Below are 22,555 nucleotides of genomic sequence, written 5' to 3' on the forward strand. Positions count from 1 at the left end.
ATGATGCATTGAACGGGGACATTAAAGCTTGTAAATGACATTTTACCATATAAGGCATTTACCGGATTACATAAAGTTCAGCAGGGCAGCAAAGATTTGAACGGGGGTTACCGGGTATGACATTGTCGCGTGCGGAAGAGAGAAACCGGATACGGTTCGAGCGGCGCCGAAGATGGAAAAGATTCGTCGCCGCATCCGGTTTGACGATCGGCATCGGTTCGGCCGTCGTTTGGCTGTGGCATTGGACGGGGGGTTGAGAATATGGGTTTGATCGGAAACGATTGGGATGCGCTGCTTGCGTCTGAATATGACAAGCCTTATTTCCAACAATTGCAGCGGTTTCTCGCGGTCGAGTATGAACAGGCGGCGGTGTTTCCGGAGCGGCGCGATATATTTTCCGCTCTTCGGTTAACGCCGTACGCGGATACGAAAGTGGTCATTCTCGGACAAGATCCTTATCACGGGCCGGGACAAGCTCACGGGTTAAGTTTCTCGGTACGATACGGGGTCGGAATTCCCAGGTCGTTAACCAATATATTTAAGGAATTGAAGGACGACGTCGGGGCGGACATTCCGAAGCACGGAAATTTGGACTCATGGGCACGGCAAGGGGTTCTTCTGCTAAATACCGTCCTCACCGTAAGGGAAGGAGAGCCAAACTCGCACAAAGGTAAAGGTTGGGAAATATTTACGGACCGAATCATTCGCATCCTGAATGACCACGAAACTCCGATCGTATTCATTCTGTGGGGATCGCACGCGGCGGCGAAACGGGAGCTCATTGACGAGAGCCGGCACCATGTCATCGTCTCGGCCCACCCGAGTCCGCTGTCCGCCCGGAGGGGCTTCTTCGGCAGCCGGCCGTTCTCGAAGACGAACGAAATGCTGAAGAGCTCCGGGTTACCCGAGATCGATTGGACGCTCCCTGTTTCACCTTAGAAGGAGAAAGCAAGCTGCACCGGAGGTTCCGCGGGACGGCGGCGATTATCCCAGTCCGAAAGGCCGTGTTGTTTCAGCAAAGTCTTGACCGTGTCCATGACCGGCTCTTTGTAATCGTTGGGCACGTATGCGGACCTCTCGTATAACCGGGCCATCTTTTCGGTAAGATGAGGGTAGTGCTGCCCAATGCAATGGAAAAACCAATATTTCACCTCGCGCGTGCTTAACCGCATGATAGAGGGCATGACGAACGATGCGCCGGCTTCGGCGGCGGCGTGAATGACCTCTTGCAGGTCGCTGCCGCCGTCGGTCAACAACGGTACGATCGGTGCCAGAAACACGGACGTGGGAACACCCGCTTCATTCAATTGCCGCACTGTCTCCAGCCGCTGTACGGGAGACGGAGTCGATGGTTCCAGGTTGCGCCATACGGTTTTATTCAATGTATTAATGCTGATATTGACGGACACCGATTTCATGTTCCGCAAAATATCCAAGTCACGCAGCACAAGGGGAGAGCGGGTGGTGATGCTGACATCGGCTTTATACTTGGACAGCACTTCCAAACAAGCTCTCGTGAGCCGGGCTTTGCCCTCCGCTTGCTGATACGGGTCGGTCGCCGTACCGATCGCGATGCCGCCCTTCACGGCGCGGCGCCCTCCGAGCGTGAGCTTGGCAAGCTGCTCGTCAAGCGATTGTGCGGCGTTCGTCTTCATAAATACATGCCGTTGAAACGTATCGTCCGCCGCTTCCCCCAGGAACGTATGCGTCGACCGCGCGTAACAGAAGCTGCAGCCGTGCTGGCAGCCGCGGTACGGATTGATGGACCAATCGAACGGCATGGAAGGGGCTTTCACAGCGTTAAGAATCGTCTTTGCTTGTAACGCCTCGTAACGGATCATCTCAGATGCAATCCCCCAGTCAGGAACGTTTGTTCCCATTTTACCACCGTAAGGGGTCGCTTGTCCATCCGTCAGCCGTCATGCGGTATTCATACTTCTTAATCTTAATTGTAAGTATGGCTCCTTTCCCGTAAACTTCCGCCTTCCTGTGAAACGCCGCTTCAAACACCTTCTTCTTCTCTTCGAATTGCGCGATCGTCATTCCCGGGCGAAGCCGGTAGCGAAATACGTAGAAATCGTTATCTTCCCGGTCGGACAGAGCGATCAGCTCCGGAAACAACTTATCTTTCTTCGGTTTAACGAATAGATTCGCGTTATCGAACGTTTGCTTCATTCTTCGGGCGTACCGCGTGCGCCAATGGGACCGCCATAGTCCGTACATGAAAACTCCGATTGCGATGACGGCAAACCACCTGTATTTGTTCGCCGCAATCGCAGTTAACCACTCGTCTCCGGACGGAAAAAGCGACTCGATCATCGAACATTCCACCTCCGCGGATGCATGTCTTACTTCTTTTCATTGTATAGGGACAAAGGACAAATTATGTCGTTCCGTTCGCGCAGCGATATTATATAATGTTCTTATCGCCGTTAACGCGAGATAGAGAGGAGATGGGAACATGAAATTGCGCGTGTCCGCAGTGCAATACCATTTGCACTCGATAAGCAGCTTCGAGGAGTTCCGCGCAAGGGTGGAACACTATGTGAAAACCGCCGAAGAATACGGGACGGAATTTTTGTTGTTTCCGGAGTTTTTCACGACGCAGCTCCTGTCTATCCCGACCGCTTCGGGGCAAGCTGCAGGTATCGGGGAGCTGCCGAAGTATACGGAAGCGTACCGGGCGTTGTTCCGCGAATTGGCGGGCTCGACAGGCATGCATATCATCGCCGGGACGCACGTGCTGGAGCGCGAGGGGCGCTTGTACAACGTTGCGCACATGTTTTATCCTGACGGCACTGTCGTCGAGCAGCCGAAGCTTCACATCACGCCGACGGAAGTGAATGAATGGAATATGAACGCGGGAGACGGCCTTAGCGTATTTCCCACTTCGAAAGGGACTGTAGCGCTCCTTACATGCTACGATATCGAGTTTCCTGAAATCGTCCGAATCGCAAAGGCGAAAGGCGCCGACGTCATCTTCTGTCCGTCGTGCACGGACGATCGCCACGGATTTTACCGAGTCCGGTATACAAGCCATGCGCGAGCGGTGGAAAATCAAGTGTATGTCGTCACGACGGGCACGGTCGGCAGCTTGCCGACGGTCGACTTTATGCGCGGGAATTACGGGCAAGCGGCGGTCATTACGCCGAACGACATTCCGTTCCCGCCGCGGGGCATCCTCGTTGAAGGCGAAATTAATCAAGATATGATCGTTACCGCCGATCTCGATCTTTCCTTGTTGTACGAAGTGCGCGAGAGGGGCAGCGTCACGACTTGGCGGGACCGGCGCACGGATCTTTATACGGATTGGAAGCAAGGATAAACGGCTTCGCCGTCCTCTTCGAGGTCGGCGCCGTTTACCGTTGAAATATAAGCCAAGTATAGATGTGAAACTTATACTTTCTTATATTTTAAGAAAACCTCTTTCGAGGCCAATTCACAGAAGCACTAGGAGGATGTCGTTATGTCGTACAGATCTGAATTCTACGCATTCGGTCGAAGCGACGTTCCGCTAAAGTCCGTCGTCCGAACGTACGGAGCTTCGGATTTCGAACAATTGATCGACATGCAGCGGGAATGCTTTCCGCCGCCTTTTCCGCCGGAATTGTGGTGGAACCGGGAGCAGCTCGCTTCGCACGTGGAGCGTTTCCCCGAGGGCGCATTATGCGTGGAGGCGGACGGCATGCTTGTCGGATCGATGACCGGGCTTCTTGTCCGCTGGGATCCTCAAGACCGGCCTCACACTTGGGCGGAGATCACCGATGAAGGGTACATACGCAACCACGATCCTTCCGGCGATACGCTATACATCGTCGATATCAGCGTTCGGCCTTCGCACCGCAAATACGGATACGGCAAAGCGTTGATGCACGCGATGTATCATCTGGTAGTGGAGAAGCGGCTCAAGCGGCTGCTGGGCGGCGGGAGAATGTCCGGCTACCATGAAGTCGCGGACGCGATGACTGCCGAGCAATATGCGGATGAAGTCGTGAGCGGGTTGCGCAAGGATCCCGTCATTACGTTCCTGCTGCGTTGCGGCCGCACACCGGTCGCCGTTGCGGAAAACTACCTCGAGGACGACGAATCCCGCAATTACGCGCTGTTGATGGAATGGAGAAATCCTTTTTGCCGGTCATGAGGAGATACGATTTGCCGCGGAATAACGGAGTCGGGGAACCTTTTGGCGGGAACATACGTAATAACGTGGGAAACCATTTTTGATCGTTGGAGGTTGTTCTCATGTCGTTCTTTAATCGGATGTTGGCCAGTATCGGAATCGGCTCGGCGCAGGTGGATACGCTGTTGGAGAAGCAGCGCTACCAGGTCGGCGAAGAGGTGCGCGGGGTCGTCAAGGTGCGCGGCGGCAACATTGAACAGCAGATCGACCGTATTTACATCTCGTTGATGACGCAGTATTTGAAGGAAGTTAACGACCAGAAGGTATATCAGAATGCGGAACTCGGAAAGTTCAGCGTGTCGGAGCCGTTCAAGCTTGCGCCGGGCGAAACGAAGGAAATTCCGTTCTCGTTCGCTTTGCCGCAAGGAACACCGCTGTCGGTCGGCCGCACTCCGGTTTGGTTGAAGACAGGGCTCGACATTAAGAGCGCAGTCGACCCGACGGACGACGACAAGATCGAAGTGGCGCCGAACGCAGCGATGCAAACGGTATTCGACGCGGTTTCCGGGCTTGGATTTCAGCTGCGGAAAGCGGATTGCGAATACGCGCCGCGTTTCGGATACGGATCGTTCGCGCAGGAATTCGAGTTTTATCCGGTATCGGGGCCGTTCCGGGGGAAGCTCGACGAGCTGGAAGTCATCTTCACGCCGTCACCGGCGGGAGGACTCGAAGTGCTGATGCAGATCGACCGCCGCGCGCGCGGATTGGGGAGCTTGTTTGCGGAAGCGATGGATATGGACGAGACGTTCGTGCGCTGCCGCTTTGACGAAGCAACATTGTCGCGGGGGGCTCAAGCAGTCGCAAGCGAACTGGAAAGCGTCATTCGACGGTATTCTTAAGGAGAAGGAGATCGCCTGCCATGCGGATGGCTACTCTTGGGTGGCACCGTATGCGGGCGATTTTTGTTTCGGCGATTGGTTCGGCATGCGCCTCGACTTAAGTCAAGCATAAAACCGTCCCAAGGGCTGAACCGGTTCTCATCCCCAAGACTGTTATGCGCCGCCATATTTATCCATAAAGTGGGAGTAGTAAAAACTTTAAGGATAGGGACAGGTGAGCGGGGATGGGAAGCTCAAATGCCGGAACGAGTGCCGGCAAGTTATTCGAGGGTGAAAAATGGCTCGTTCTTACGGGACTGCTCGGATTCGCACTGGCGGGTATATGCGCGATATGGGTAATGGTGTACGGAGGGGCGGTCTCTCCCGACGGAGACATTACGAAAGCGATTTCCTTCAATGCCGCGCTGGGCTTATTTCTCTTGTCGACGGCGGCGATCAGCCCGATCTCGGCGATGGGGGCGCGGAGCAGAGCGGTATTTCGCTGGTCCTACATTGTCCTGGCGCTATACTCATATTTCGCAGAAACCGTGCAACATTTCCGCGGCGTTAACCCCAGATTCGTGGAGGACGGCAGCGCCTTCGATGAGGCGGTCTCTAACGTGTTTGCTTTAGTCGCGCTGCTACTGGTAGTTTACTATGTATTCTTGGCGGTTCAGTACTTCCGGAGGACAACGTATGAGCTCCGTCCGGAAATGGTACTTGGTATCCGATATGCAATGATCGCCACCATGCTGTCGTTTGCAGCGGGAATTTGGATTTCCGTCAATCAGGGTCGTTATACCGGATTGGAAGGCAATATCATTTGGCTGCACGGCCTTGGCTTCCACGCGCTTCAAGCGGTGCCGATCGTCGCTTGGCTTGCGGAGCGCACCTCGCTGCCGGCCGAGGTTCGCCGCAGAATGATCCATGCCGCCGGTACGTCTTTCTTGCTAGGACTGGCGGCGGTCGGATGGCAGACGTACCTCGGACGCTCCATCTTCGAGTTGTCTGAGTTTCCGTTCATTGCGTTCGTCTTCTTCTTGGCTTCTCTCGCGGCGGGAGCGTTCGTGCTGAGGGAAGCCATAACAGCAAGAAACAGCGGGCAGTCCAAAGGCGTCGCTGCGTCCTAGGGCATAACAATGTGCAGTACAAAGAACCGTCAGGCGAATCCCTGACGGTTTTTAATATGTCTTAAGGAAATGGGGATGAGAAAAGGAACCGCGAGCCCCGAACACGTCATCAAGAACGCGGCGGTCAAGTCGAGGGAAAGCAACCCGATATGGGGTTTATAATAAGATATGAATTTGCGAATCAAAGTCAAAACGGTTCACGCTTCATGTCGATTTTCGGACAAAATAAATAGCCGTGAATGAACCCAAGTTCATCCGCGGCACAATGCGCAAACTCAATTTATCCCGCAGGCAGCGCGCACAAGTCATTCGTTCGAAAAATCGATGCTGCCGTTTTCCATTATATAGGTGAAAGGTTTTGCGAGTCAATGTCCGATCGGGTAAGATAGGTACGCGAGGGAGGAAATGTCCATGAATGTGACCATCGGCGCGCGTGTCGTGAAAACAGGCATCGCCGTCGCGTTGGCTTTATATATGACGGTTTTATTGGGTTTTCAGCCCGGCGACAGAATTATTGCCTGCGTGGCGGCCATCTTTACTCTTCAGCCGTCAGTATACCGCTCTTGGCAGCACCTGCTTGAGCAAGTGCAGTCCAACACGCTCGGCGCCGCACTGGCTCTTGGCATCGGTTATTTGCTGCCGGTGAACGAAATTGTCATCGGGTTGACGTGCATCGTCGTCATTCTCATTACCATTGCGCTGCGCATGGAAAACGCGGTGGCGTTGACGCTCGTCACCGTCATTGTCGTACTGCTTGCGGGAAGCGATCTGCAGTTTGCGCTCCATCGCTTTCTTCTCATCCTGGTCGGCATCGGGTGCGCATTCATTGTGAACGCGGTCATTTTGCCGCCAAATCATGTCAAGCAATTTCTCGAAGGATATCGTTCCGCTCTGCAATCGCTGTCCTTGCTGCTGCGGACCGCCGTCTCCGACGAAATGAAGGAGAGCGAATCCAAGTCGCTGCGCGAGAAATTGAATGACGCCGTATTGAAGCTTAACGAACGTTACGGGATATTGGAGGAGGAGTGGCGCAAGTGGAGACGGTTCCGGCCGCAGCCGAGCCGCCAGCTTGTCGTGCAAAAGCAAATGATGAAGGCGTTGACGATAGGCATGGAAGTGCTGGATTCGGTGGAGGAGCATTACTTCTCGCACCGTAACCGCGACGGGGCGGACCGTACGTACGACGAATGCCTGGAAGAGCTGATGAAATATCATGAGTATACGTTTTTGAAGTATGAGGGGAAGATGAAGCCGGGAGACCACTTGAACGGCAAAATCCGAGCCGACACCGAGAAATTGCTGCGGCGGGCGGTGGCGAACGCGGCCGTCGACGACGAGCCTCAATTAAAGCTTGTCGTAGTGGCTTCCGCCATTTACGAGTACGCTCATCAATTGCGCAGGCTGGATAAAATGATCGGACATATGAAACAACAAGATGAAGGAAAGGATGAACGTTAACAAAAGTGCGAGTCAGGTTTGAAACAAACAGCCCGTACGGGATAACGAAATATCTCCGCACCCTCCGCATGTATGGAGAAGTGACGACCACATTGAAACGGGGACACGTCGACCCTATTGTGGAAGTGGAGTTTAACGGCAATGTCCTTTCGAAGCTATACGAGATTATGGATGAAACCGGCGCGACGCTCGTGTTGAGCGAGAATAACGGTGCGGATGCGGATGTGGTGCCGTTGATCGTCGAGATAGAGGACAAGCAAGCGGAGTAACCGTTGGAACTTATTCAAACAGGCCCCATCCCGGCGACTGCATGCATACGATACGCGGTATGGCGCAATCGCCGGACATCACAAATTCGAGTGACGGCCGTTGAGCGGGGACGAGCTTCTTAGGCTTCGGATTCACCGCAAGCGGACGGGCAGCTGCTTACATCCACTTCTTCGCTCCAGCTTTCAGCCCATTTCCGAATTTCGCTCACGATCGGCTCGAACGCTTTGCCTTTATCCGTTAACGAATATTCAACGCGTACCGGCACTTCGGGATAAATTACCCGGGACACCATCCCGGCCGCTTCCAGCTCTTTCAAGCGCTCCGATAAAATTCTGCCGCTGATCGGCAGAGAGTTTTCTATTTCGGAAAACCGGAGCGGCCCGCCCAACAAAGTGTTGATCACAAGCACCATCCAGCGCTTGCTGAGCAGTTCCATCGCTTCCGTCAATTTGCAGCCTTTCGTATGTTCCATATCGATTCACCAAACCTCGCTTGAACGCATTTCTCCATATTATAACATTGAAATTCATAAAGTCTCATGTTAAAACTTGAGAATTTCAATGTTCAAACCAAACCTCCCTTTATTCGAGGAGAATCGAAGAAAGCCCGTCGCCTTATGGGGCTGCGGGCTTTCATTATCCGTTTTTACCGCTCTCCGCCATGCAGGCGATGCTTCAAGCGGGCGCTCTCTCTCGCTTCTTTCTCCTTCTCGTTGACGGCGGACACCGGGATGTTCGCTTTCGCAGCCGCTCCTTCGTTCGTATGACGCTCGTCTTCGTACTTGTCTTCCAGAGGGAACGAGACCAACCGGTAATCCACTTTGCCGAGCTGCGGATCCATGGGGAATTCGTCGCCCGCCTTCAACTCGACTTCATGTCCGTAATTGTCTTGGTACACTCCGCTCGTTTCCGCCACATCTCCGGACATCGGGTGCATCTCTTTGTCGTTAGCCAAGGGACGTGCCTCCTTTATCAGCCAAAAGTGCAGTATCGGAGTTACTTTTCCCTGCGGGTCCGGTTTTCATGTAGAGTTGATTTATGATCCCCGGCCTTCAACGAAACACTCGTAAAGGGAACCACATGTAGAAGAGGCCGATGAACAGGAACATGGACGCGCTTATAAGGAACGGCAGAGAGAGCCCGAAAGAGTCGGCGAGAAGACCTCCGACAGCCGGGCCGATCATGACGCCGATTCCCTCGACGGTGGAAAATATGCCCCATCCGATCCCCTTCTGCTTCGGCGGCACGAACGCGGCCAGCAGAGCGTTCCATGCAGGCAGCACGGCGGCGTACGACAGGCCGAGCACGATCGCCCACAGGAAGGCGATCCATAACGTATCGACGGTCGTTATGGAATACAATCCGAAAGCGAATAACGCGAAACCGAGCACCAGGAACCATTTCTTACCGAGCTTGTCGCTTAACTTTCCCATAGGTATCAGACCGGCCACGGCGAAACCGCCGCCGGTCAGCAGGAAGAACGAATACTGCGAGTTCGTGAGCTGCAGTTGATCCCCCGCGAAGGTCGGCAAAATCGGTATGAGCATGCTCGCGCCCAGTGTTTGTAAAATCATGCCGGGCAGCAGAGGACGCATGTCCCGTAGGCGCTCCCACAACGCGCCGAATTGTTCCGACATCGGGACGGAGTGCGTATGAACATGAGAGTTGGGTATGAGCCATGAAACGACCCATGCAGCCACGGTCATGCCCAGCAGTATGGTGAACGAAATGTAGTAGCCGAACCAGTCGAGGAAGAAGTTCATCAATACCGGGCCAAGGCCGAGACCTAGCATCCACGCCATATAAAGCACGCCCATCTGATGCCCGCGCTCCCGTTCGGATACGCTGCTCATGCCGATGATCCAGATGGGAGAGAAGCCGATTCCGAACACGGCCGCTCCCAACACAAGCAGCCAAGCATAGACGGAATATTGCAATAAAATAAGGCCGATGAACGACACCGCGAAGCTGGCTTGCAAAATCCACTGCATCGGCAATCGGTCCAACAGCACTCCGACGCCCAATTTGGAAACCGTATCCGCCACATAATGCGCGGTGACGGCGACGCCTACGGCGGTCAAAGTCAAATACAATTCATCGACCGCGTATTTCTGTATGTATGAAATCAAGATCGCCCCGCGCACGAATTCAATAAAGAAGAACACGGTTGCGAGGCGAACGAGATTAACGGGAATCGATAAACTACGAAATGCGCTCACTTGACACTCTCCTTATCTCCGAAGCCGCACGCGTCTCGTATCGATACGTCTGTAAATCCGCCAGTATGTCTTGTACGATCATTTCCGTAGACCGTTGTTTTCGAAGCGACTCGATGATTGACCTTACTTTGTTGCGTTTCTCCTCATTGTCGAGCAATTCCCGGATATGCCCTATAAGCGCGTCAGAATCATAAGCGATGAAGGCTGCGCCTTTAGAAGCCAAGTACTCGGCGTTATCCCGCTCTTGACCGGGGACCGGCCGCAACAGGGCGATCGGCAGCAGGCATTGAATCGACTCCATAAGGGTAATGCCTCCTGGCTTCGTGACGATCGTATCCGATATGGCCATGAGCTCATGCATCTCTTGGACGAACCCGAACAGACGGATGGACGGGTATTGGCGGAGACAGCCGCACATCGTATCGTACAGAGCTTTATTTTTGCCGCAAACCACCAGCAGCTGAGTGTTGGGAAAAGCCGCCAGGGATTGGCATACTTCCTTGAGCCCTTGCAATACGCCGTAGGAGCCGGCCATGATCAATACTGTTTTTTTGTCGGGATCCAAGTCGTATTTGTTGAATAATTCCGACGACCGCTCGACAATTTGGAACTCTTTCTTCAACGGGATGCCGGTCGCTTCGATGCAATGGTCCGGAACGCCGTCCCCGGCGAGTTGCGCTTTCAAGTCCTCAGACGCCACGTAATATTTGTCCACGAGCGGATGAACCCAGCGCCGATGCATGACGAAATCGGTAATCACATTATAGATGGGAACCGCGATTCCGGTTTTTTTGCGCAGTTCCGGCATGACGAGCATCGGAAATGTGTTCAAAACCGCATCGGGCTGTTCTTTGTCGATGATTTCCTTCAGTTTCGACATGCCGAAGCCGTTAAACCAACTGGAGAACCGGGTGTCGTTGGGCATGTGCCTGGTGCCGTAATACGTCCAGCCGTATAGCTTTGGAAACATCGTGTAACTTTTTATATATAAAAATTTCATCAGTGAATTCAGTAAAGGATAAGCCTCGGCGAACAGATCGACAAGAACGGCTTTGCATCCTGTTTCGCACTCGAATTGTTCTTTGAGCGCGCGGGATACTTGAATATGGCCGTCTCCGAAGCTGGCGTATAGAATCAACACTTTCTTATTTACGACCGTCACGCGAACAGTCAACTCCTTGCTGCATGAACTTCGTTCCTCTAAAGGACAAACCCGCTTCATTGTTAACATCAGAAGTAAGTTATTAGACGTATTCGCCTTTCTGATGTTGCAAGAAAAACTTCCTCTAATTGCGGTCTTGCTACTCATGCATGTGCTTCGATGAAGTTTTTCTTTATGTGCTTGGATCAAGGCTTTTCTTATTGTAGCCTATGTATGTGAAATTAATATTAACTTTACTTTCCTGTTATAACGGCATATCTTATTGTAACGAATTTGCCGAGCGATTGCACACGGCTTTCGAATAAGCTTACCCCCGACCTTAGACGGGGAAAAACCGGCATTTCGTCTGCTTTGTCATATAACGGAAAATAAAGGATATATTAGTTTATTGGAGGAAATGTGGCCCATTTTAGAAATAGGAGGCAAGAAATAAGGGACATATTGGACAGATTATTGTATTATGGATGTATAGAGCATTACTGCCTGACCTATCTGCCGAAAACAACTTACGGAGAGGAGCAAGCTTATGGCTGCAAAAGGAAGTAATGAAGTGAAGGAAAGCGTGAAGGAGATGGCGAGGATTTACAGACCGTCAAATCCGCGGAAGTTCGTGAGGGAATACGTGAAAAAATACCGCATTCCGGGAGGATACGAAGACGTGCTTACACGGCTTGTCGAGAGCGAAATGGCAAAGCTCGGCAGCACGGTTTCTTAATATAACGACGACAGGGAGGACCGCTTCGGCGGTCTTTTTTTTTTTTACATCGACGAACTCCCCTGTTTCAGGTGAAACTTGGGAGCTCTCTTTTTGCTTTAATCCAACGAACCCTGGGGCAGGAAGCAATTTTGAACAGTTACAACTATACGCATCAAGATCCGATTCAAGCTTGCAAAAGTATTGCGGAGCGGTGTTAAGGTTAACCCCATGTTATCCGTTAAAAATGACAGGCACCGCTTCTTTTCGAATATCAATCTCTATTGGCGTTTGCCCGATTATTTCGCCATCTCCATGGGCTATCATGGGAGAACTTGACACAACCTTCACTTCTTTCCCCCGCAGAATGGAAACTCCGGAATGTGAAATATGCTTTCCTTTAAACACCAGGGGGAAAACCCGGACAAGCTCGAATCGCGATATCCCGTGAACGATACAAATATCAAGCACCCCGTCCGAATAAGAAGCGCCGGGACAGATGACCATCCCCCCGCCATAATTCGGGAAATTGGCTGCGGCAATCAACCACACGTTTGAAAACGTCATTTCCGTTTCATCCACCTTAAGGGTTGCCGTGACAGGCCGATAGCGCAGCAATACCTGAAGTAAGCTGAGTACATATGACAGATGTCCCAGGCGAAAAAAATTAAACCATTTCTTATACCCGCTGTCGTTCACGGTTTGCGCCACTTTTCCGTCAATCCCGATCCCGACGACGGTTAGACAATATTTGTCTCCGGTTTTCGCAACATCTATTTTTTTAATTCCGCCTTCGAATAAATAATCAAGCGCTTTCTTCGGGTGTAACGGAATCCCCAAAGCTCTCGCAAAATCGTTCCCCGTGCCGGCAGGAATGATTCCTAACGGCACATTATATCCGATCAACTCAGGTATAACGCTTTGCAGCGTGCCGTCGCCTCCTACTATTACCAATACGGTCCGATTGCAGTCTTTTGCAACAAGCTGCCGTACAAGGTCCGCAGCATGTGCCGAGTTTACCGAAAATTCAACATGATAACCTATTTGTTGCCGTTGGAGCAGCGGTTCGACGGCTTTCCAGACCTTCTTTCCTTTTCCGTTCCCCGCCATCTTATTAACTACAAAATTATACAAACGAATGATCCCTCACAATCTTCCCCCATATAGTAATAATTCCCAACACAGCCGATCAACTATACAGAACTGCGGCTGAATACAGTTAATAAATTCGTGCATAATAGCATTCAGCAAATTGTCAGCGGAGGAAAAATTATGCACAAGAAGGTATTAATCCTCTCGGAAGCATTCGGCAGCGGCCACACAAAAGCAGCCGAGGCGTTGGCTGAAGGCGTTTCACTTCAGGAACCGTCAATCCAAACGCAAATCATCGAAACGGGAAAATTGCTTCACCCGGTCAAAAGCGAACTGGTTCTCCGCACTTATAAGCAAATCATCGCGACTTGTCCTTATTTGTGGAAAATAATATATCATCGTCTGACAAAACAAAATCAGCCTGTTCCGTACTGGCTGCAGTTTATGATTTACCGGTTGTTTCATCGCAATATCGAAACTGTCCTGGAACAAATGAACCCCGATTTGGTTATTTGCACTCACCCTTTCAGCAGCTCTACGTTATCCCGGGTAAAAAAAAACGGGTATCCGGTCAGCTTGTGTACGGTTATTACCGATTTTCACGCACACCGGGTATGGGTGCATCCCGAAGTGGATCTCTATATCGTATCGAATGATGAAGTTTGCCGGCAATTAATCCAAATGGGAATTCAAAAACATAGGATAACCGTTGCAGGAATTCCGATTAAATCAAGTTTTTGGATGCAAAACAGCAAGCAAGAGGCAAGAAGAAAACTGAATTTGAAAAATATGCCTACCGTTTTGGTGATGGGAGGGGGCCTCGGATTAGGTGGGATCCGCGATGTGGCTCGTTGGTTGATGAAGTGGAAAGAAAGCATTCAGTTGATCATTTGTACCGGATTCAACGATTCGCTCAGAATTTCCTTTGAGCGCGATAAACATTTTCGACACCCCCATATCGTTATTGTCGGATTTGTAGATAACATCGATGAGTTGCTTGATGCGGCGGACTTACTGGTAACGAAGCCGGGCGGATTAACATGCTTCGAAGCATTGAGTAAAGGTGTGCCGATGCTTATTTATCAACCGATTCCCGGCCATGAGGAATATAATTGCAATCATCTCGTGAAGCACCATATGGCCATCCGAATTAATAACCGGCAGGATACGGATCGCTGGATCGAAAAGCTGCTGTTTTTTCCCGAAGCACTCGAACGGTTATCCCAAAACATGAAACAGTTTCAACAAAAGATGAATCCGTATGCCGGTGTGAAAGCAGTTATAGACCTTCTCGCCAATAATGAAGCCACACAATTCGGAGATGGGCCAAATGTATAAAAATCCCAAGGAAGGAACATATTATAGTCGTACGCGGGATATGAAACTGTTTTACCGATTGTGGAAACCCGGTCATCCTCAAGGATTGATGCTTTTCCTTCATGGCGCCGGGGAACATTCCGGACAATACTCGCATATAGGCGTTGAATGTTTGCAACGGCATATTGCATTCATTGCTCCCGATTTGCGCGGATTCGGCAAGTCGGAGGGAAGTCGGGGCTATATCCGGCAGTTCAAGGACTATCTGGATGACTTGGATGAATTGGTCATTCAACTTCGGAATCAGTTCTCGGATCTGCCGCTTTATTTGTTCGGTCATAGTTTGGGCGGCCTCGTTGCCGTCCGGTACGCCCAGCAGTTCTGCGACAAAGTGACGGGAGTCATATTGTCGTCTCCGGCCCTGGGGATTCGCCTGAAGCTTCCATATTTCATTAAAAAATCCATCGATATGGTTTCGTTTTTGGCTCCCGCTTTACCCCTTGAACTTGTAAAGTGGAACGAATCTTTGAGAAGGATGAAATGGTTTCAACCGCGTTTGCCGGATTGGACCAACAGATTGCTCGAGGATCCGCTGGCAACGATCCGCTATACTCCCCGATGGTTCACCGAACTGCTGCATAGCGGGACTGCGGCATTAACCGATGTGAAGCAATTTCAATCCCCCATCTTATGCCTTTACGACCGATATGACACGGTTGTCAATTCCGGTCTCATTGAGCGATTTATCGAAAGTATCGCCTCCAATGAAAAAGATTGCTTCGTGTTCACCAAAGGAAATCATCAGTTTCTGCATGACGGAGAAGTGCTGCGGCATGTTTTTCGCTGGTTGGACACGCGCATGGGCGGCCGGAATCGCCCGATAGAAGTTTCAGAAAACATTCTCGAGGGTGATTGCGATGCAGTCCTTGAAATTTGAATTTTCTATCCCGCGATACATATTCGGCAAGACGATAGGCAGAATGTTTCCTTCGCTTCTTTGGAATTCCGGTTTTTCCTGCTTGAGGTTTCGGGAAACGGCCGATCCTGACCTTCCAAACGACCGGTGGGTCAAGATCAGAGTAACATATGGCGGCATTTGCGGCAGCGACATTAATCTGATTAATTTGCACGATAGTCCTTCCACCTCTCCTTTTGCTTCATTTCCGTTCACAATCGGCCACGAAGCGGTGGGAACGATCAGCGAAGCGGGTGCGGCGGTAACGGGGTTCCAGATAGGCGACCGCGTCGCGGTTGATCCGATACTGTCCTGCATGGCTAGAGGATTCTCCGATCCTTGCGACGCATGCCGGCGCGGAGATTACAGTATTTGCAGCCAAATGACGGACGGCGATATCGCGCCGGGGCTGTTGATCGGCGCGTGCAGGGATACAGGGGGAAGCTGGAGCGCTTATCTGGTCGCGCACCATAGTCAAGTCATTAAGCTGCCCGATGAAATAACCGATGCGAACGGCGTTATGATCGAACCTTTCAGCTGCGCGCTTCACAGCGTGATGCGAAACCGTCCGGGAGATGACGATACCGTTCTTGTTGTCGGCGCCGGAACGATAGGCATCTGTGTGGTGGCCGCCATTCGCGCATTGGATATCGCAAGTAAAATTGTAGTTGTATGCAAATACGATTATCAGTCGAAATTGGCGCTCCGCTACGGCGCCGATGAAGTCATTCGTCTTGGCGGAAAGGACTACAAAAGCATTTATGAAACCGCCGAAGCGCTGGGGGCAAGAGTGTTGAAACCGGTCATCGGGCCGCCTGTCATTCAAGGAGGAGCGGATATAGTCTTCGAATGTGTCGGAAAGAGCAATAGCGTTAATGACGCGCTTCGTTTTGCCAGAAGCGGGGGCAAGGTGGTGCTTCTCGGATTGGCCGGCCTCTTGGATCGAATCGATTGGACAACGGTTTGGCTCAACGAATTGGACGTCAAAGGAAGTTTTGCTTACGGCATGGAGGAGTTCAACGGAAAGCGGATGAGAACAATGGAAGTCGCCATAGAGTTGATGAGAAGCGGAAAAATGGATTTGTCCCCGCTGGTCACTCATCGATTTCCTCTCGAAAAATACAAAGACGCTTTGGCGACGGTTGTCAATAAAGGAAAAGAGGCTTGTATGAAAGCTGTGTTCGAACCTTAAGGAATGATTGTTTCATCACATACGACAGGAGGACACCTTGAATGCACAGTTTCACCATTACAGGCACATGCGGCAGTTCCTTGCTTCGTCAGTTCGCCGAGGGAATCAGGGATACGTTTCAGTCGAAAGGCTATCGCTATTACCCGGAGCCCATTGATCATATCCGGGTCGTTTTCAACTTTATTGATACCGGCAATCCCCGGCCGTTCCGCAGGAAAGCGCAAGCTACCTTCGTCGTTTCCATTATGGAAAGCTATAAGAATGAGGAACCGATATTAAAATCTGCTTATCCTTATTTGGTCCGTTCCCTTTCTAACCATCTGGTTTACATATGCTGCAGTCACGACCATGCCGATGTATATTTTATTACCCCCGAACAAGGATGTTACAAAATCGCGTACTATCCTGGCGACGAGGATTCCTTTTTCCAGAAGTTCTATGAGAGACTTGAGCCGCTCGCATCTTCCCAGCTCGTGATCAATAATGAGTTTTTCGACGACTTGCCCGAGCAATTGTGGGAGGGGGATGAAATTACGGAAAAACTGAGAACGGTCGGGCAACGGTTGGATCAAATGAATTTGCTTCCGGCCCCCTTTCCAATCCAAGAATATTTAACTCCCCGCGATCTCAAGCATTTAAAGAGGCTGTACGGCATCGGAGGGTTAAGCTACGGAAATCTAAGCAGCCGGAAAGAGGAAAGCCGCTTTTGGATGAGCGCCGCGGGCTGCAACAAGGCGGATTTGAGAAAAGTCGGTCATCACCTGCTTCTCGTCAAAGGGTATGACTCCGGTTCAAAGGCTATGGAAATCAGTGTTCCTTCGAATCTTACACCAAATAGAGTTTCCGTTGACGCGATCGAGCATTGGATGATCTACTCCCAACATCCGGACGTCGGCGCAATTGTTCATATCCACGCATGGATCGATGGAGTGAAAGGAACGGAAATTAATTATCCGTGCGGAACCATTGAACTCGCAGAAACCGTGGCGGAGTTGATTAACCGGGAACCTGAGCCCGCAAGGGCGATCATCGGATTGAAGAATCACGGTCTCACCATTACAGGTCCTGATTTGGATGATATTTTCGATCGCATTGACGGTCGGGTGATGGCCCAAATTCCGATGACTTAATTCGAGCCGGAATGATTAGTGAAAAGGAGGGGAAATTAACGGTAACTCGCAGAAACGGAAGGATGAACGGAATTGAGCAGCAACGGGCAAACCGCCGGCTTGACGGCGCCGGAGATCGCAAATCTGTGGAATGCGTATATGTACAATTCGATGACCCGCCGCATGCTCGAGTTTTTTAACGCCAGTGCGGACGATCCGGATACGCAAAATATATTAGCCAAAGCCCTCCTTGCCGCCAAGAAATACGAAGAAGCTTCAGGGGAACTCATGAGAGGCGAAAACATGCCGCTTCCGCGTGGATTCACGGAAGAGGACGTGGATGTGAACGCACCGAGATTGTTTTCCGATATTTTTATTTTGACTTTCTTGAAGCATATGTCCGGCTTCGGACTCGAAGCATATGGAATGATGTTGGGCATCAGCACCAGGAGCGATGTTCGGAAGCTGTTTATGAACATGTTGGAAACGACGATAGAATTGTTCAACGAAGTGACTGACACTATGTTGAACAAGGGCGTCTACATTCGCCCGCCGATCATTGCAAAGCCGGATCGTGCGGACGTCGTGCACAAACAGAGCTTTTTTAGCGGCATAATCGGCAATGCGCGGCCTTTGCTCGCTGTAGAGATCACTCACATTGCGCTCAATATCGAAACGAATGCCGTCGGAAACCGGCTGCTGCTCGGCTTTATGCAAACCGCCCGGGACGAAAAGGTGCGCAGCTATATGAAACGCGGCATGAATATGGCCAAGAAACATGAAGAAATTCTCTCAAGCAAGCTGGAAGCGGAAGACGTTCCGACTCCGTCGGATTGGGATCCGGGCGTAACGGAGTCGAAGATTCCTCCGTATTCGGACAGATTGCTCATGTTTGTCGTTACGCTCCTTATTGCATCCGGAATGGGGAACTACGGTATGGCCGCTTCGATAAGCTTGCGCAGCGATCTCCCTGTAGTATATGCCAGATTGATCGCGGAAGCTGCGCGTTTGGCGAAAGAGGGAGCGGATATCATGATCGACAACGGCTGGTTGGAGCAGCCGCCGCAGAACATAAACCGGCGTGCATTGACGACAGTGTAGCGGCTGTTACACGGCCTGCTTCGAAGGAGCGGACCCGGCTCCACTTACGCGAAGGAATATCCACACGCCGAGGATGAGCAGCGCGCCCGCCCCCGCTTGAAGCGGGCCAACGCTTTCGCCAAGCAGCGCCCACGCCAGCAGCGTGGCTCCCACAGGCTCGCCGAGCACCGCCATGGAGACGGTTGTGGCGCCTACATACTTCAGCAGCCAATTGAACAACATGTGGCCGAATATGGTCGGCACTAACGCCATGAGCGCGAACAGCAGCCATTCCCGTGTCGAGTATCCCGTGAATGCGTGCCCGGCCATAACGTTATACACGGCGAACGCCGCCGCTGCGGCCGTAAATACGGTGATGTTGTACACGAAAGAGGAAACACGGCTTCTCAGCGCCTGGCCGAGCAGCATATGCACAACGACGGCAAGAGTCCCCAGTAAAGAGAGAAGGTCACCGTACAAAGCTTGTCCCGACAAGCGGAAATCCCCCCACCCGATCAGAACCGCACCCGTTATCGCGACAGCCATGCCGGCGACCGTCCAGGGGCTGGTCCGCTCCCGGAATAACCACACCGAGCCGATCATCACGAGAACAGGCTCCAACGTCAGGAGTACGGTTGAACTCGCTACCGTAGTAAAGCGCAGCGAGCCCATCCACAATAAAAAATGGAGCGCCAAAGCGACGCCGGAACCGGCGAGCAGCCAACTGTCCCGGGTAGTGAGCGCGCGGAATTCATGGCCATATTTGTACAAGAAAGGGAGCATGATAGCAACGGTTAAAATAAGCCGGTACATCCCGACGACAGATACGGGCGCATCGGACCAACGGATGAATATCGCCGAAAACGAGATGGCCGCCATACCGAGCGCCAACATCGCGTACAGATGCGTTCTTCGAAATCGCGGAAGAGAGTGAGGCGCGCCTTTTGCCATAGATGTTTAAGTCACTCCTGATTGATTGTTAGACTGGGTTAGTATACAGCATCACGAAGGAATGCACCATACGCGCTATGACATAAAGAAACAGCCCGAACGTATTTCCGCATTGCTGCGGCGTTCGGGCCGGGTTTAATAACCTCCCTGCTCGTGTTCGAGCAGTACGCGCCAATCTTACGATTGGTTCCCTAAGCGGAGGCCGCGGCCTTGCCGTTCTTATCGGGGCTGTCGTCGTTTTTGTCCTTTTTCCCTTGGTGGTTGTTGCGGTCGTTCTTGTTGGAGGGACGGTGTTCCTTCCGGTCTGCGGTCTCCATCTCGCAATTGCCGAAGAAGACGCCGCCTTCGGAAACGTGAAGCGAGCCGACATGGATGTTCCCTTCGACCCGCCCCTTGTTTGTAATCGTCAATTTGCCCTTCGCGTTCACGCTTCCTCTGATGGAACCGGCGTTAAAGACGTTGCGGGCGGAGATGATGGAGTGGACGTTGCCCTTCTCGCCGATGGTCACATCCCCGGTGCATTCGATATCGCCGACGACTTGCCCTTCGATCCGCAAGCTTGCGTTCGTAACGATCTTGCCTTCCACCATCGTTCCTTCGCCGATGAACGTGTCGGTAGCGCTCACGTTGGCTTTTTCCTTCTTCCTTCCGAACATGATCAATCATCCTCCCTCATCCGGACGGTTAGTCCTAAATATATGAAGGACGATCACGAAATAGAATTAGTGCGGTTGAAAGCGAGCTTTGGCTTCCTTGTAGCACCGCCGGCATACCGGCAAATACGATTCGTTGCCGCCGATATGAATTTGTTCGCCTTGGAAGACGGGAATGCCGTCTTTGTAGCGCATGTTCATCGTCGCTTTGCGATTGCAGTACCAGCAAATCGTCTTGATCTCTTCAATTTTGTCGGCCCAAGAAAACAACGCCTCGCTTCCCGGGAACAGCTTGCCCAAGAAATCGGCCCTCAGCCCGTAAGCCAAGACGGGAATATCAAGATCGTCCGCAATGTCCGTCAACTGCAGCACCTGGTGCACTGACAAAAATTGCGCTTCGTCCACCATAACGCAATCCGGCATACGCTCCTTGGCGATGGCCGCCATGTCGATATCGGCTTTCGTAATAACGGCTTCCCTCTGAATCCCGATCCGGGATGTCACCAGCCCGACGCCGTATCGCGAATCGATGGACGGGGTGAACAGGAGCACCTTTTTTCCTTGTTCTTCATAGTTGTGGGCCACGCGCAGCACTTCTAACGATTTGCCGCTGTTCATCGTGCCGTATCGGAAATACAGTTTTGCCATTGGGGCTTTGTCTCCCTTTTCGTCGCAGTCCGACTCATTATATCAAAATCCCCGGCCTCTTGTCCCGAACAATAGACGATTAAACCAGGTGATTCATCCAAACGGAAATGGTTTGCAGGCCATACGATAAATGGACATGGCAAAGAGGGAGGTGTATTCCGAATGTCATATGTTTGCGGCGGCGCTAATGTCGCTCCGGTCGCGGGATTTACGTCGACGGGTACGATTCTTGTGCTGTTTATTTTGCTGGTGATCGTGATCCGCTGTTTCTTCTTTTGCTAATGAAGGTTATGAAATGCGCAATAGCACGGTTTCCTCGCCGGGGATCGTGCTCTTTGGTTTTTTTGTTAAAATGATAGGTACGAACGCAATAGAGAGACGAGGAACTTAGGACATGAGCAGGGAAAGACAATTGATTGAACGTACATATGAAACGCTGGGAATGATGCCTGTGGAGTCGTCGCTTGCGGAACAGCTCCGGATTATTGGCGTGGAACCGGGGATGACGCTGCTTGTGCATTCTTCCCTTTCATCCGTCGGGTGGGTGCCGGGAGGCGCGGTGGCCGTTATTCGCGCGCTGCAGCGCGCGCTCGGTCCCGAAGGTACTCTCGTCATGCCCACGCATACCAACCATCTGACGGATCCCGCAAGATGGAAAAACCCTCCGGTGCCGGAGTCGTGGTGGGGTCCGATTCGCGAAGAAACGCCCGCGTTCGATCCGTTGGAGACGCCGTCATGGTGGATGGGGGCTATTCCGGAGACGTTCCGGCGCATGAGGGGAGTGGTTCGCAGCTCACATCCGCATCTGTCTTTCGCGGCTTGGGGGCGGAATGCCGAAGAAGTGATCCGAGGTCACGGAGAAGACCCTTCCCGTCTCGGAGCCGGCCTCGGCGACGAATCGCCGGTTGGCAGGGTGTATGATATGGACGGCCGCGTACTTCTTATCGGCGTCGGCCATGGCAGCAATACGTCGCTGCATCTTGCGGAGTATCGTGCTTCATACGAGGGAAAAGCGTTCGGGGAGCAGTGGGCGCCGGTCATTGCCGGGGGTAAGCGGCAGTGGGTACGTTATGAAGATCTGGCATTCGACTCGGACGATTTCGAGCGGTTGGGAGCCGATTTCGAAAGGGATGGGGGCAAGACGGATGACGTGAAAACCGGCGAGCTCGGCATGGCCGAGGCCCGGTTCATGCGTCAACGCGCGCTTGTGGATTTCGCGGTACAGTGGATGGAGCGGAACCGGGGGAAGTAAGCCGCCGGTGTGATGCACCGGCGCACTGGTGGTGGTGCCGTTTCGTGCGCGTGCCGCGTACGGGACGCTTGGACGTCCGAAGCTCGCCGATCCGCCGCGGATTCGATCGAAATACGGTCAAAAAGTTTACCTTAATCGCACAAATACGGAAAATTCTAGGCTCAATTAGGAGACTGACGAATAATTGTGAGCGATGTAACTGGAGTTTCTCCGGTTAAGAAGGCGCAGATGGCCGAAAATGGGCGATATAACCGGAGTTTCTCCGGTTAGGAGGGTGCAGATGGTCGAAAATGAGCGATATAACCGGAGTTTCTCCGGTTAGGAGGGTGCAGATGACCGAAAATGAGCGATGTAACCGGAGTTTCTCCGGTTAGGA

The 22,555-nt window shown here is 52.1% G+C and carries 26 protein-coding genes; 16 read left to right on the forward strand and 10 right to left on the reverse strand.

The genetic code is table 11. The features are described 5' to 3' along the window. Positions 1 to 116: 116 nt before the first annotated feature. The gene (locus tag JET16_RS21805; RefSeq protein ID WP_199620387.1) at positions 117 to 257 is read left to right on the forward strand and encodes a hypothetical protein; all 141 of its coding nucleotides are present in this window, start codon (positions 117 to 119) and stop codon (positions 255 to 257) included. Between the two features lie 4 nt (positions 258 to 261). Further along, positions 262 to 939, forward strand: coding sequence for a uracil-DNA glycosylase (locus JET16_RS21810; protein ID WP_199620389.1), 678 nt, complete (start codon positions 262 to 264; stop codon positions 937 to 939). Here JET16_RS21810 and JET16_RS21815 read toward each other — a convergent pair. Continuing rightward, positions 936 to 1,880, reverse strand: coding sequence for an SPL family radical SAM protein (locus JET16_RS21815; RefSeq protein ID WP_233532024.1), 945 nt, complete (start codon positions 1,878 to 1,880; stop codon positions 936 to 938). The two genes, JET16_RS21810 and JET16_RS21815, sit on opposite strands and share 4 nt — an antisense overlap. Before the next feature lies 1 nt (position 1,881). Then, on the reverse strand, positions 1,882 to 2,319 hold the full coding sequence (locus JET16_RS21820) for a hypothetical protein (RefSeq protein ID WP_199620391.1): 438 nt from the start codon (positions 2,317 to 2,319) through the stop codon (positions 1,882 to 1,884). A gap of 142 nt (positions 2,320 to 2,461) precedes the next feature. On the opposite strand from JET16_RS21820, the gene JET16_RS21825 reads away from it, so the two are divergent. The 6 genes from JET16_RS21825 to JET16_RS21850 all read left to right on the forward strand — a co-directional run bounded on the left by JET16_RS21825 (position 2,462) and on the right by JET16_RS21850 (position 7,855). After that, a complete protein-coding gene (locus tag JET16_RS21825; protein WP_199620392.1) occupies positions 2,462 to 3,325 on the forward strand; it encodes a carbon-nitrogen hydrolase family protein in 864 nt (287 codons plus the stop codon). A gap of 141 nt (positions 3,326 to 3,466) precedes the next feature. Further along, the gene (locus JET16_RS21830) at positions 3,467 to 4,141 is read left to right on the forward strand and encodes a GNAT family N-acetyltransferase (RefSeq protein ID WP_199620393.1); all 675 of its coding nucleotides are present in this window, start codon (positions 3,467 to 3,469) and stop codon (positions 4,139 to 4,141) included. A gap of 101 nt (positions 4,142 to 4,242) precedes the next feature. Then, entirely contained in the window at positions 4,243 to 5,019 is a 777-nt protein-coding gene (locus JET16_RS21835; RefSeq protein WP_199620394.1) for a sporulation protein, read from the forward strand. A gap of 224 nt (positions 5,020 to 5,243) precedes the next feature. Continuing rightward, positions 5,244 to 6,128, forward strand: coding sequence for a hypothetical protein (locus JET16_RS21840; protein WP_199620395.1), 885 nt, complete (start codon positions 5,244 to 5,246; stop codon positions 6,126 to 6,128). Between the two features lie 411 nt (positions 6,129 to 6,539). Continuing rightward, positions 6,540 to 7,586: an FUSC family protein gene (locus tag JET16_RS21845; protein WP_199620396.1), complete on the forward strand. Its 1,047-nt coding sequence runs from the start codon at positions 6,540 to 6,542 to the stop codon at positions 7,584 to 7,586. Positions 7,587 to 7,591: 5 nt separating this feature from the next. Continuing rightward, complete coding sequence (locus JET16_RS21850; protein WP_199620398.1) at positions 7,592 to 7,855, forward strand: hypothetical protein; 264 nt, start codon at positions 7,592 to 7,594, stop codon at positions 7,853 to 7,855. Between the two features lie 119 nt (positions 7,856 to 7,974). Here JET16_RS21850 and JET16_RS21855 read toward each other — a convergent pair whose 3' ends face one another. From JET16_RS21855 to JET16_RS21870, 4 genes are all read right to left on the reverse strand, one after another. After that, entirely contained in the window at positions 7,975 to 8,328 is a 354-nt protein-coding gene (locus tag JET16_RS21855) for a winged helix-turn-helix transcriptional regulator (RefSeq protein ID WP_199620400.1), read from the reverse strand. A 173-nt stretch (positions 8,329 to 8,501) separates the two neighbouring features. After that, positions 8,502 to 8,810 carry a hypothetical protein gene (locus tag JET16_RS21860; protein ID WP_199620402.1) on the reverse strand — a complete coding sequence of 103 codons (309 nt, stop codon included), beginning with the start codon at positions 8,808 to 8,810 and terminating at the stop codon, positions 8,502 to 8,504. A 97-nt stretch (positions 8,811 to 8,907) separates the two neighbouring features. Beyond that, positions 8,908 to 10,074, reverse strand: coding sequence for an MFS transporter (locus JET16_RS21865; protein ID WP_199620404.1), 1,167 nt, complete (start codon positions 10,072 to 10,074; stop codon positions 8,908 to 8,910). After that, complete coding sequence (locus JET16_RS21870; protein WP_199620407.1) at positions 10,058 to 11,236, reverse strand: MGDG synthase family glycosyltransferase; 1,179 nt, start codon at positions 11,234 to 11,236, stop codon at positions 10,058 to 10,060. Before JET16_RS21870 ends, JET16_RS21865 begins: the two co-directional genes overlap by 17 nt. Before the next feature lie 526 nt (positions 11,237 to 11,762). On the opposite strand from JET16_RS21870, the gene JET16_RS21875 reads away from it, so the two are divergent. After that, entirely contained in the window at positions 11,763 to 11,951 is a 189-nt protein-coding gene (locus JET16_RS21875; protein WP_199620410.1) for a dimerization/docking domain-containing protein, read from the forward strand. Between the two features lie 213 nt (positions 11,952 to 12,164). On the opposite strand, the gene JET16_RS21880 is transcribed toward JET16_RS21875, so the two are convergent. Continuing rightward, positions 12,165 to 13,064, reverse strand: a complete 900-nt coding sequence (locus JET16_RS21880) for a diacylglycerol/lipid kinase family protein (RefSeq protein ID WP_199620413.1) — start codon at positions 13,062 to 13,064, stop codon at positions 12,165 to 12,167. 138 nt (positions 13,065 to 13,202) lie between these two features. On the opposite strand from JET16_RS21880, the gene JET16_RS21885 reads away from it, so the two are divergent. The 5 genes from JET16_RS21885 (at position 13,203) to JET16_RS21905 (ending at position 18,696) form a co-directional block, all read left to right on the forward strand. Further along, positions 13,203 to 14,360 carry an MGDG synthase family glycosyltransferase gene (locus JET16_RS21885; protein WP_199620415.1) on the forward strand — a complete coding sequence of 386 codons (1,158 nt, stop codon included), beginning with the start codon at positions 13,203 to 13,205 and terminating at the stop codon, positions 14,358 to 14,360. A 40-nt stretch (positions 14,361 to 14,400) separates the two neighbouring features. Continuing rightward, entirely contained in the window at positions 14,401 to 15,276 is an 876-nt protein-coding gene (locus JET16_RS21890) for an alpha/beta fold hydrolase (protein WP_267908739.1), read from the forward strand. Next, entirely contained in the window at positions 15,257 to 16,486 is a 1,230-nt protein-coding gene (locus JET16_RS21895) for a zinc-dependent alcohol dehydrogenase (RefSeq protein WP_199620419.1), read from the forward strand. Before JET16_RS21890 ends, JET16_RS21895 begins: the two co-directional genes overlap by 20 nt. Before the next feature lie 41 nt (positions 16,487 to 16,527). Further along, positions 16,528 to 17,616: a class II aldolase/adducin family protein gene (locus tag JET16_RS21900; protein WP_199620420.1), complete on the forward strand. Its 1,089-nt coding sequence runs from the start codon at positions 16,528 to 16,530 to the stop codon at positions 17,614 to 17,616. A gap of 72 nt (positions 17,617 to 17,688) precedes the next feature. Continuing rightward, on the forward strand, positions 17,689 to 18,696 hold the full coding sequence (locus tag JET16_RS21905) for a DUF3231 family protein (RefSeq protein ID WP_199620421.1): 1,008 nt from the start codon (positions 17,689 to 17,691) through the stop codon (positions 18,694 to 18,696). A 6-nt stretch (positions 18,697 to 18,702) separates the two neighbouring features. On the opposite strand, the gene JET16_RS21910 is transcribed toward JET16_RS21905, so the two are convergent. From JET16_RS21910 to JET16_RS21920, 3 genes are all read right to left on the reverse strand, one after another. Beyond that, a complete protein-coding gene (locus JET16_RS21910) occupies positions 18,703 to 19,626 on the reverse strand; it encodes a DMT family transporter (RefSeq protein WP_199620422.1) in 924 nt (307 codons plus the stop codon). Between the two features lie 191 nt (positions 19,627 to 19,817). Continuing rightward, positions 19,818 to 20,282, reverse strand: a complete 465-nt coding sequence (locus tag JET16_RS21915; protein WP_199620424.1) for a bactofilin family protein — start codon at positions 20,280 to 20,282, stop codon at positions 19,818 to 19,820. A gap of 66 nt (positions 20,283 to 20,348) precedes the next feature. Continuing rightward, positions 20,349 to 20,927, reverse strand: a complete 579-nt coding sequence (locus tag JET16_RS21920; RefSeq protein WP_199620426.1) for a thymidine kinase — start codon at positions 20,925 to 20,927, stop codon at positions 20,349 to 20,351. Positions 20,928 to 21,089: 162 nt separating this feature from the next. Between JET16_RS21920 and JET16_RS21925 the strand changes: the two genes are divergently transcribed. Continuing rightward, positions 21,090 to 21,209, forward strand: coding sequence for a sporulation protein YjcZ (locus JET16_RS21925; RefSeq protein WP_199620428.1), 120 nt, complete (start codon positions 21,090 to 21,092; stop codon positions 21,207 to 21,209). Between the two features lie 112 nt (positions 21,210 to 21,321). Beyond that, on the forward strand, positions 21,322 to 22,179 hold the full coding sequence (locus JET16_RS21930) for an aminoglycoside N(3)-acetyltransferase (RefSeq protein ID WP_199620431.1): 858 nt from the start codon (positions 21,322 to 21,324) through the stop codon (positions 22,177 to 22,179). Positions 22,180 to 22,555: the final 376 nt, after the last annotated feature.

The sequence above is a fragment of the Paenibacillus alkalitolerans genome (assembly GCF_016482785.1).
Lineage (GTDB): Bacteria > Bacillota > Bacilli > Paenibacillales > YIM-B00363 > Paenibacillus_AE > Paenibacillus_AE alkalitolerans.

Coding starts and splice junctions, on each gene's coding strand:
- JET16_RS21805 (WP_199620387.1), top strand. CDS start 117: ATGACATTGTCGCGTGCGGAAGAGAGAAACCGGATACGGTTCGAGCGG.
- JET16_RS21810 (WP_199620389.1), top strand. CDS start 262: ATGGGTTTGATCGGAAACGATTGGGATGCGCTGCTTGCGTCTGAATAT.
- JET16_RS21815 (WP_233532024.1), bottom strand. CDS start 1,880: ATGGGAACAAACGTTCCTGACTGGGGGATTGCATCTGAGATGATCCGT.
- JET16_RS21820 (WP_199620391.1), bottom strand. CDS start 2,319: ATGATCGAGTCGCTTTTTCCGTCCGGAGACGAGTGGTTAACTGCGATT.
- JET16_RS21825 (WP_199620392.1), top strand. CDS start 2,462: ATGAAATTGCGCGTGTCCGCAGTGCAATACCATTTGCACTCGATAAGC.
- JET16_RS21830 (WP_199620393.1), top strand. CDS start 3,467: ATGTCGTACAGATCTGAATTCTACGCATTCGGTCGAAGCGACGTTCCG.
- JET16_RS21835 (WP_199620394.1), top strand. CDS start 4,243: ATGTCGTTCTTTAATCGGATGTTGGCCAGTATCGGAATCGGCTCGGCG.
- JET16_RS21840 (WP_199620395.1), top strand. CDS start 5,244: ATGGGAAGCTCAAATGCCGGAACGAGTGCCGGCAAGTTATTCGAGGGT.
- JET16_RS21845 (WP_199620396.1), top strand. CDS start 6,540: ATGAATGTGACCATCGGCGCGCGTGTCGTGAAAACAGGCATCGCCGTC.
- JET16_RS21855 (WP_199620400.1), bottom strand. CDS start 8,328: ATGGAACATACGAAAGGCTGCAAATTGACGGAAGCGATGGAACTGCTC.
- JET16_RS21875 (WP_199620410.1), top strand. CDS start 11,763: ATGGCTGCAAAAGGAAGTAATGAAGTGAAGGAAAGCGTGAAGGAGATG.
- JET16_RS21885 (WP_199620415.1), top strand. CDS start 13,203: ATGCACAAGAAGGTATTAATCCTCTCGGAAGCATTCGGCAGCGGCCAC.
- JET16_RS21890 (WP_267908739.1), top strand. CDS start 14,401: ATGAAACTGTTTTACCGATTGTGGAAACCCGGTCATCCTCAAGGATTG.
- JET16_RS21895 (WP_199620419.1), top strand. CDS start 15,257: ATGCAGTCCTTGAAATTTGAATTTTCTATCCCGCGATACATATTCGGC.
- JET16_RS21900 (WP_199620420.1), top strand. CDS start 16,528: ATGCACAGTTTCACCATTACAGGCACATGCGGCAGTTCCTTGCTTCGT.
- JET16_RS21910 (WP_199620422.1), bottom strand. CDS start 19,626: ATGGCAAAAGGCGCGCCTCACTCTCTTCCGCGATTTCGAAGAACGCAT.
- JET16_RS21915 (WP_199620424.1), bottom strand. CDS start 20,282: ATGTTCGGAAGGAAGAAGGAAAAAGCCAACGTGAGCGCTACCGACACG.
- JET16_RS21920 (WP_199620426.1), bottom strand. CDS start 20,927: ATGGCAAAACTGTATTTCCGATACGGCACGATGAACAGCGGCAAATCG.
- JET16_RS21925 (WP_199620428.1), top strand. CDS start 21,090: ATGTCATATGTTTGCGGCGGCGCTAATGTCGCTCCGGTCGCGGGATTT.
- JET16_RS21930 (WP_199620431.1), top strand. CDS start 21,322: ATGAGCAGGGAAAGACAATTGATTGAACGTACATATGAAACGCTGGGA.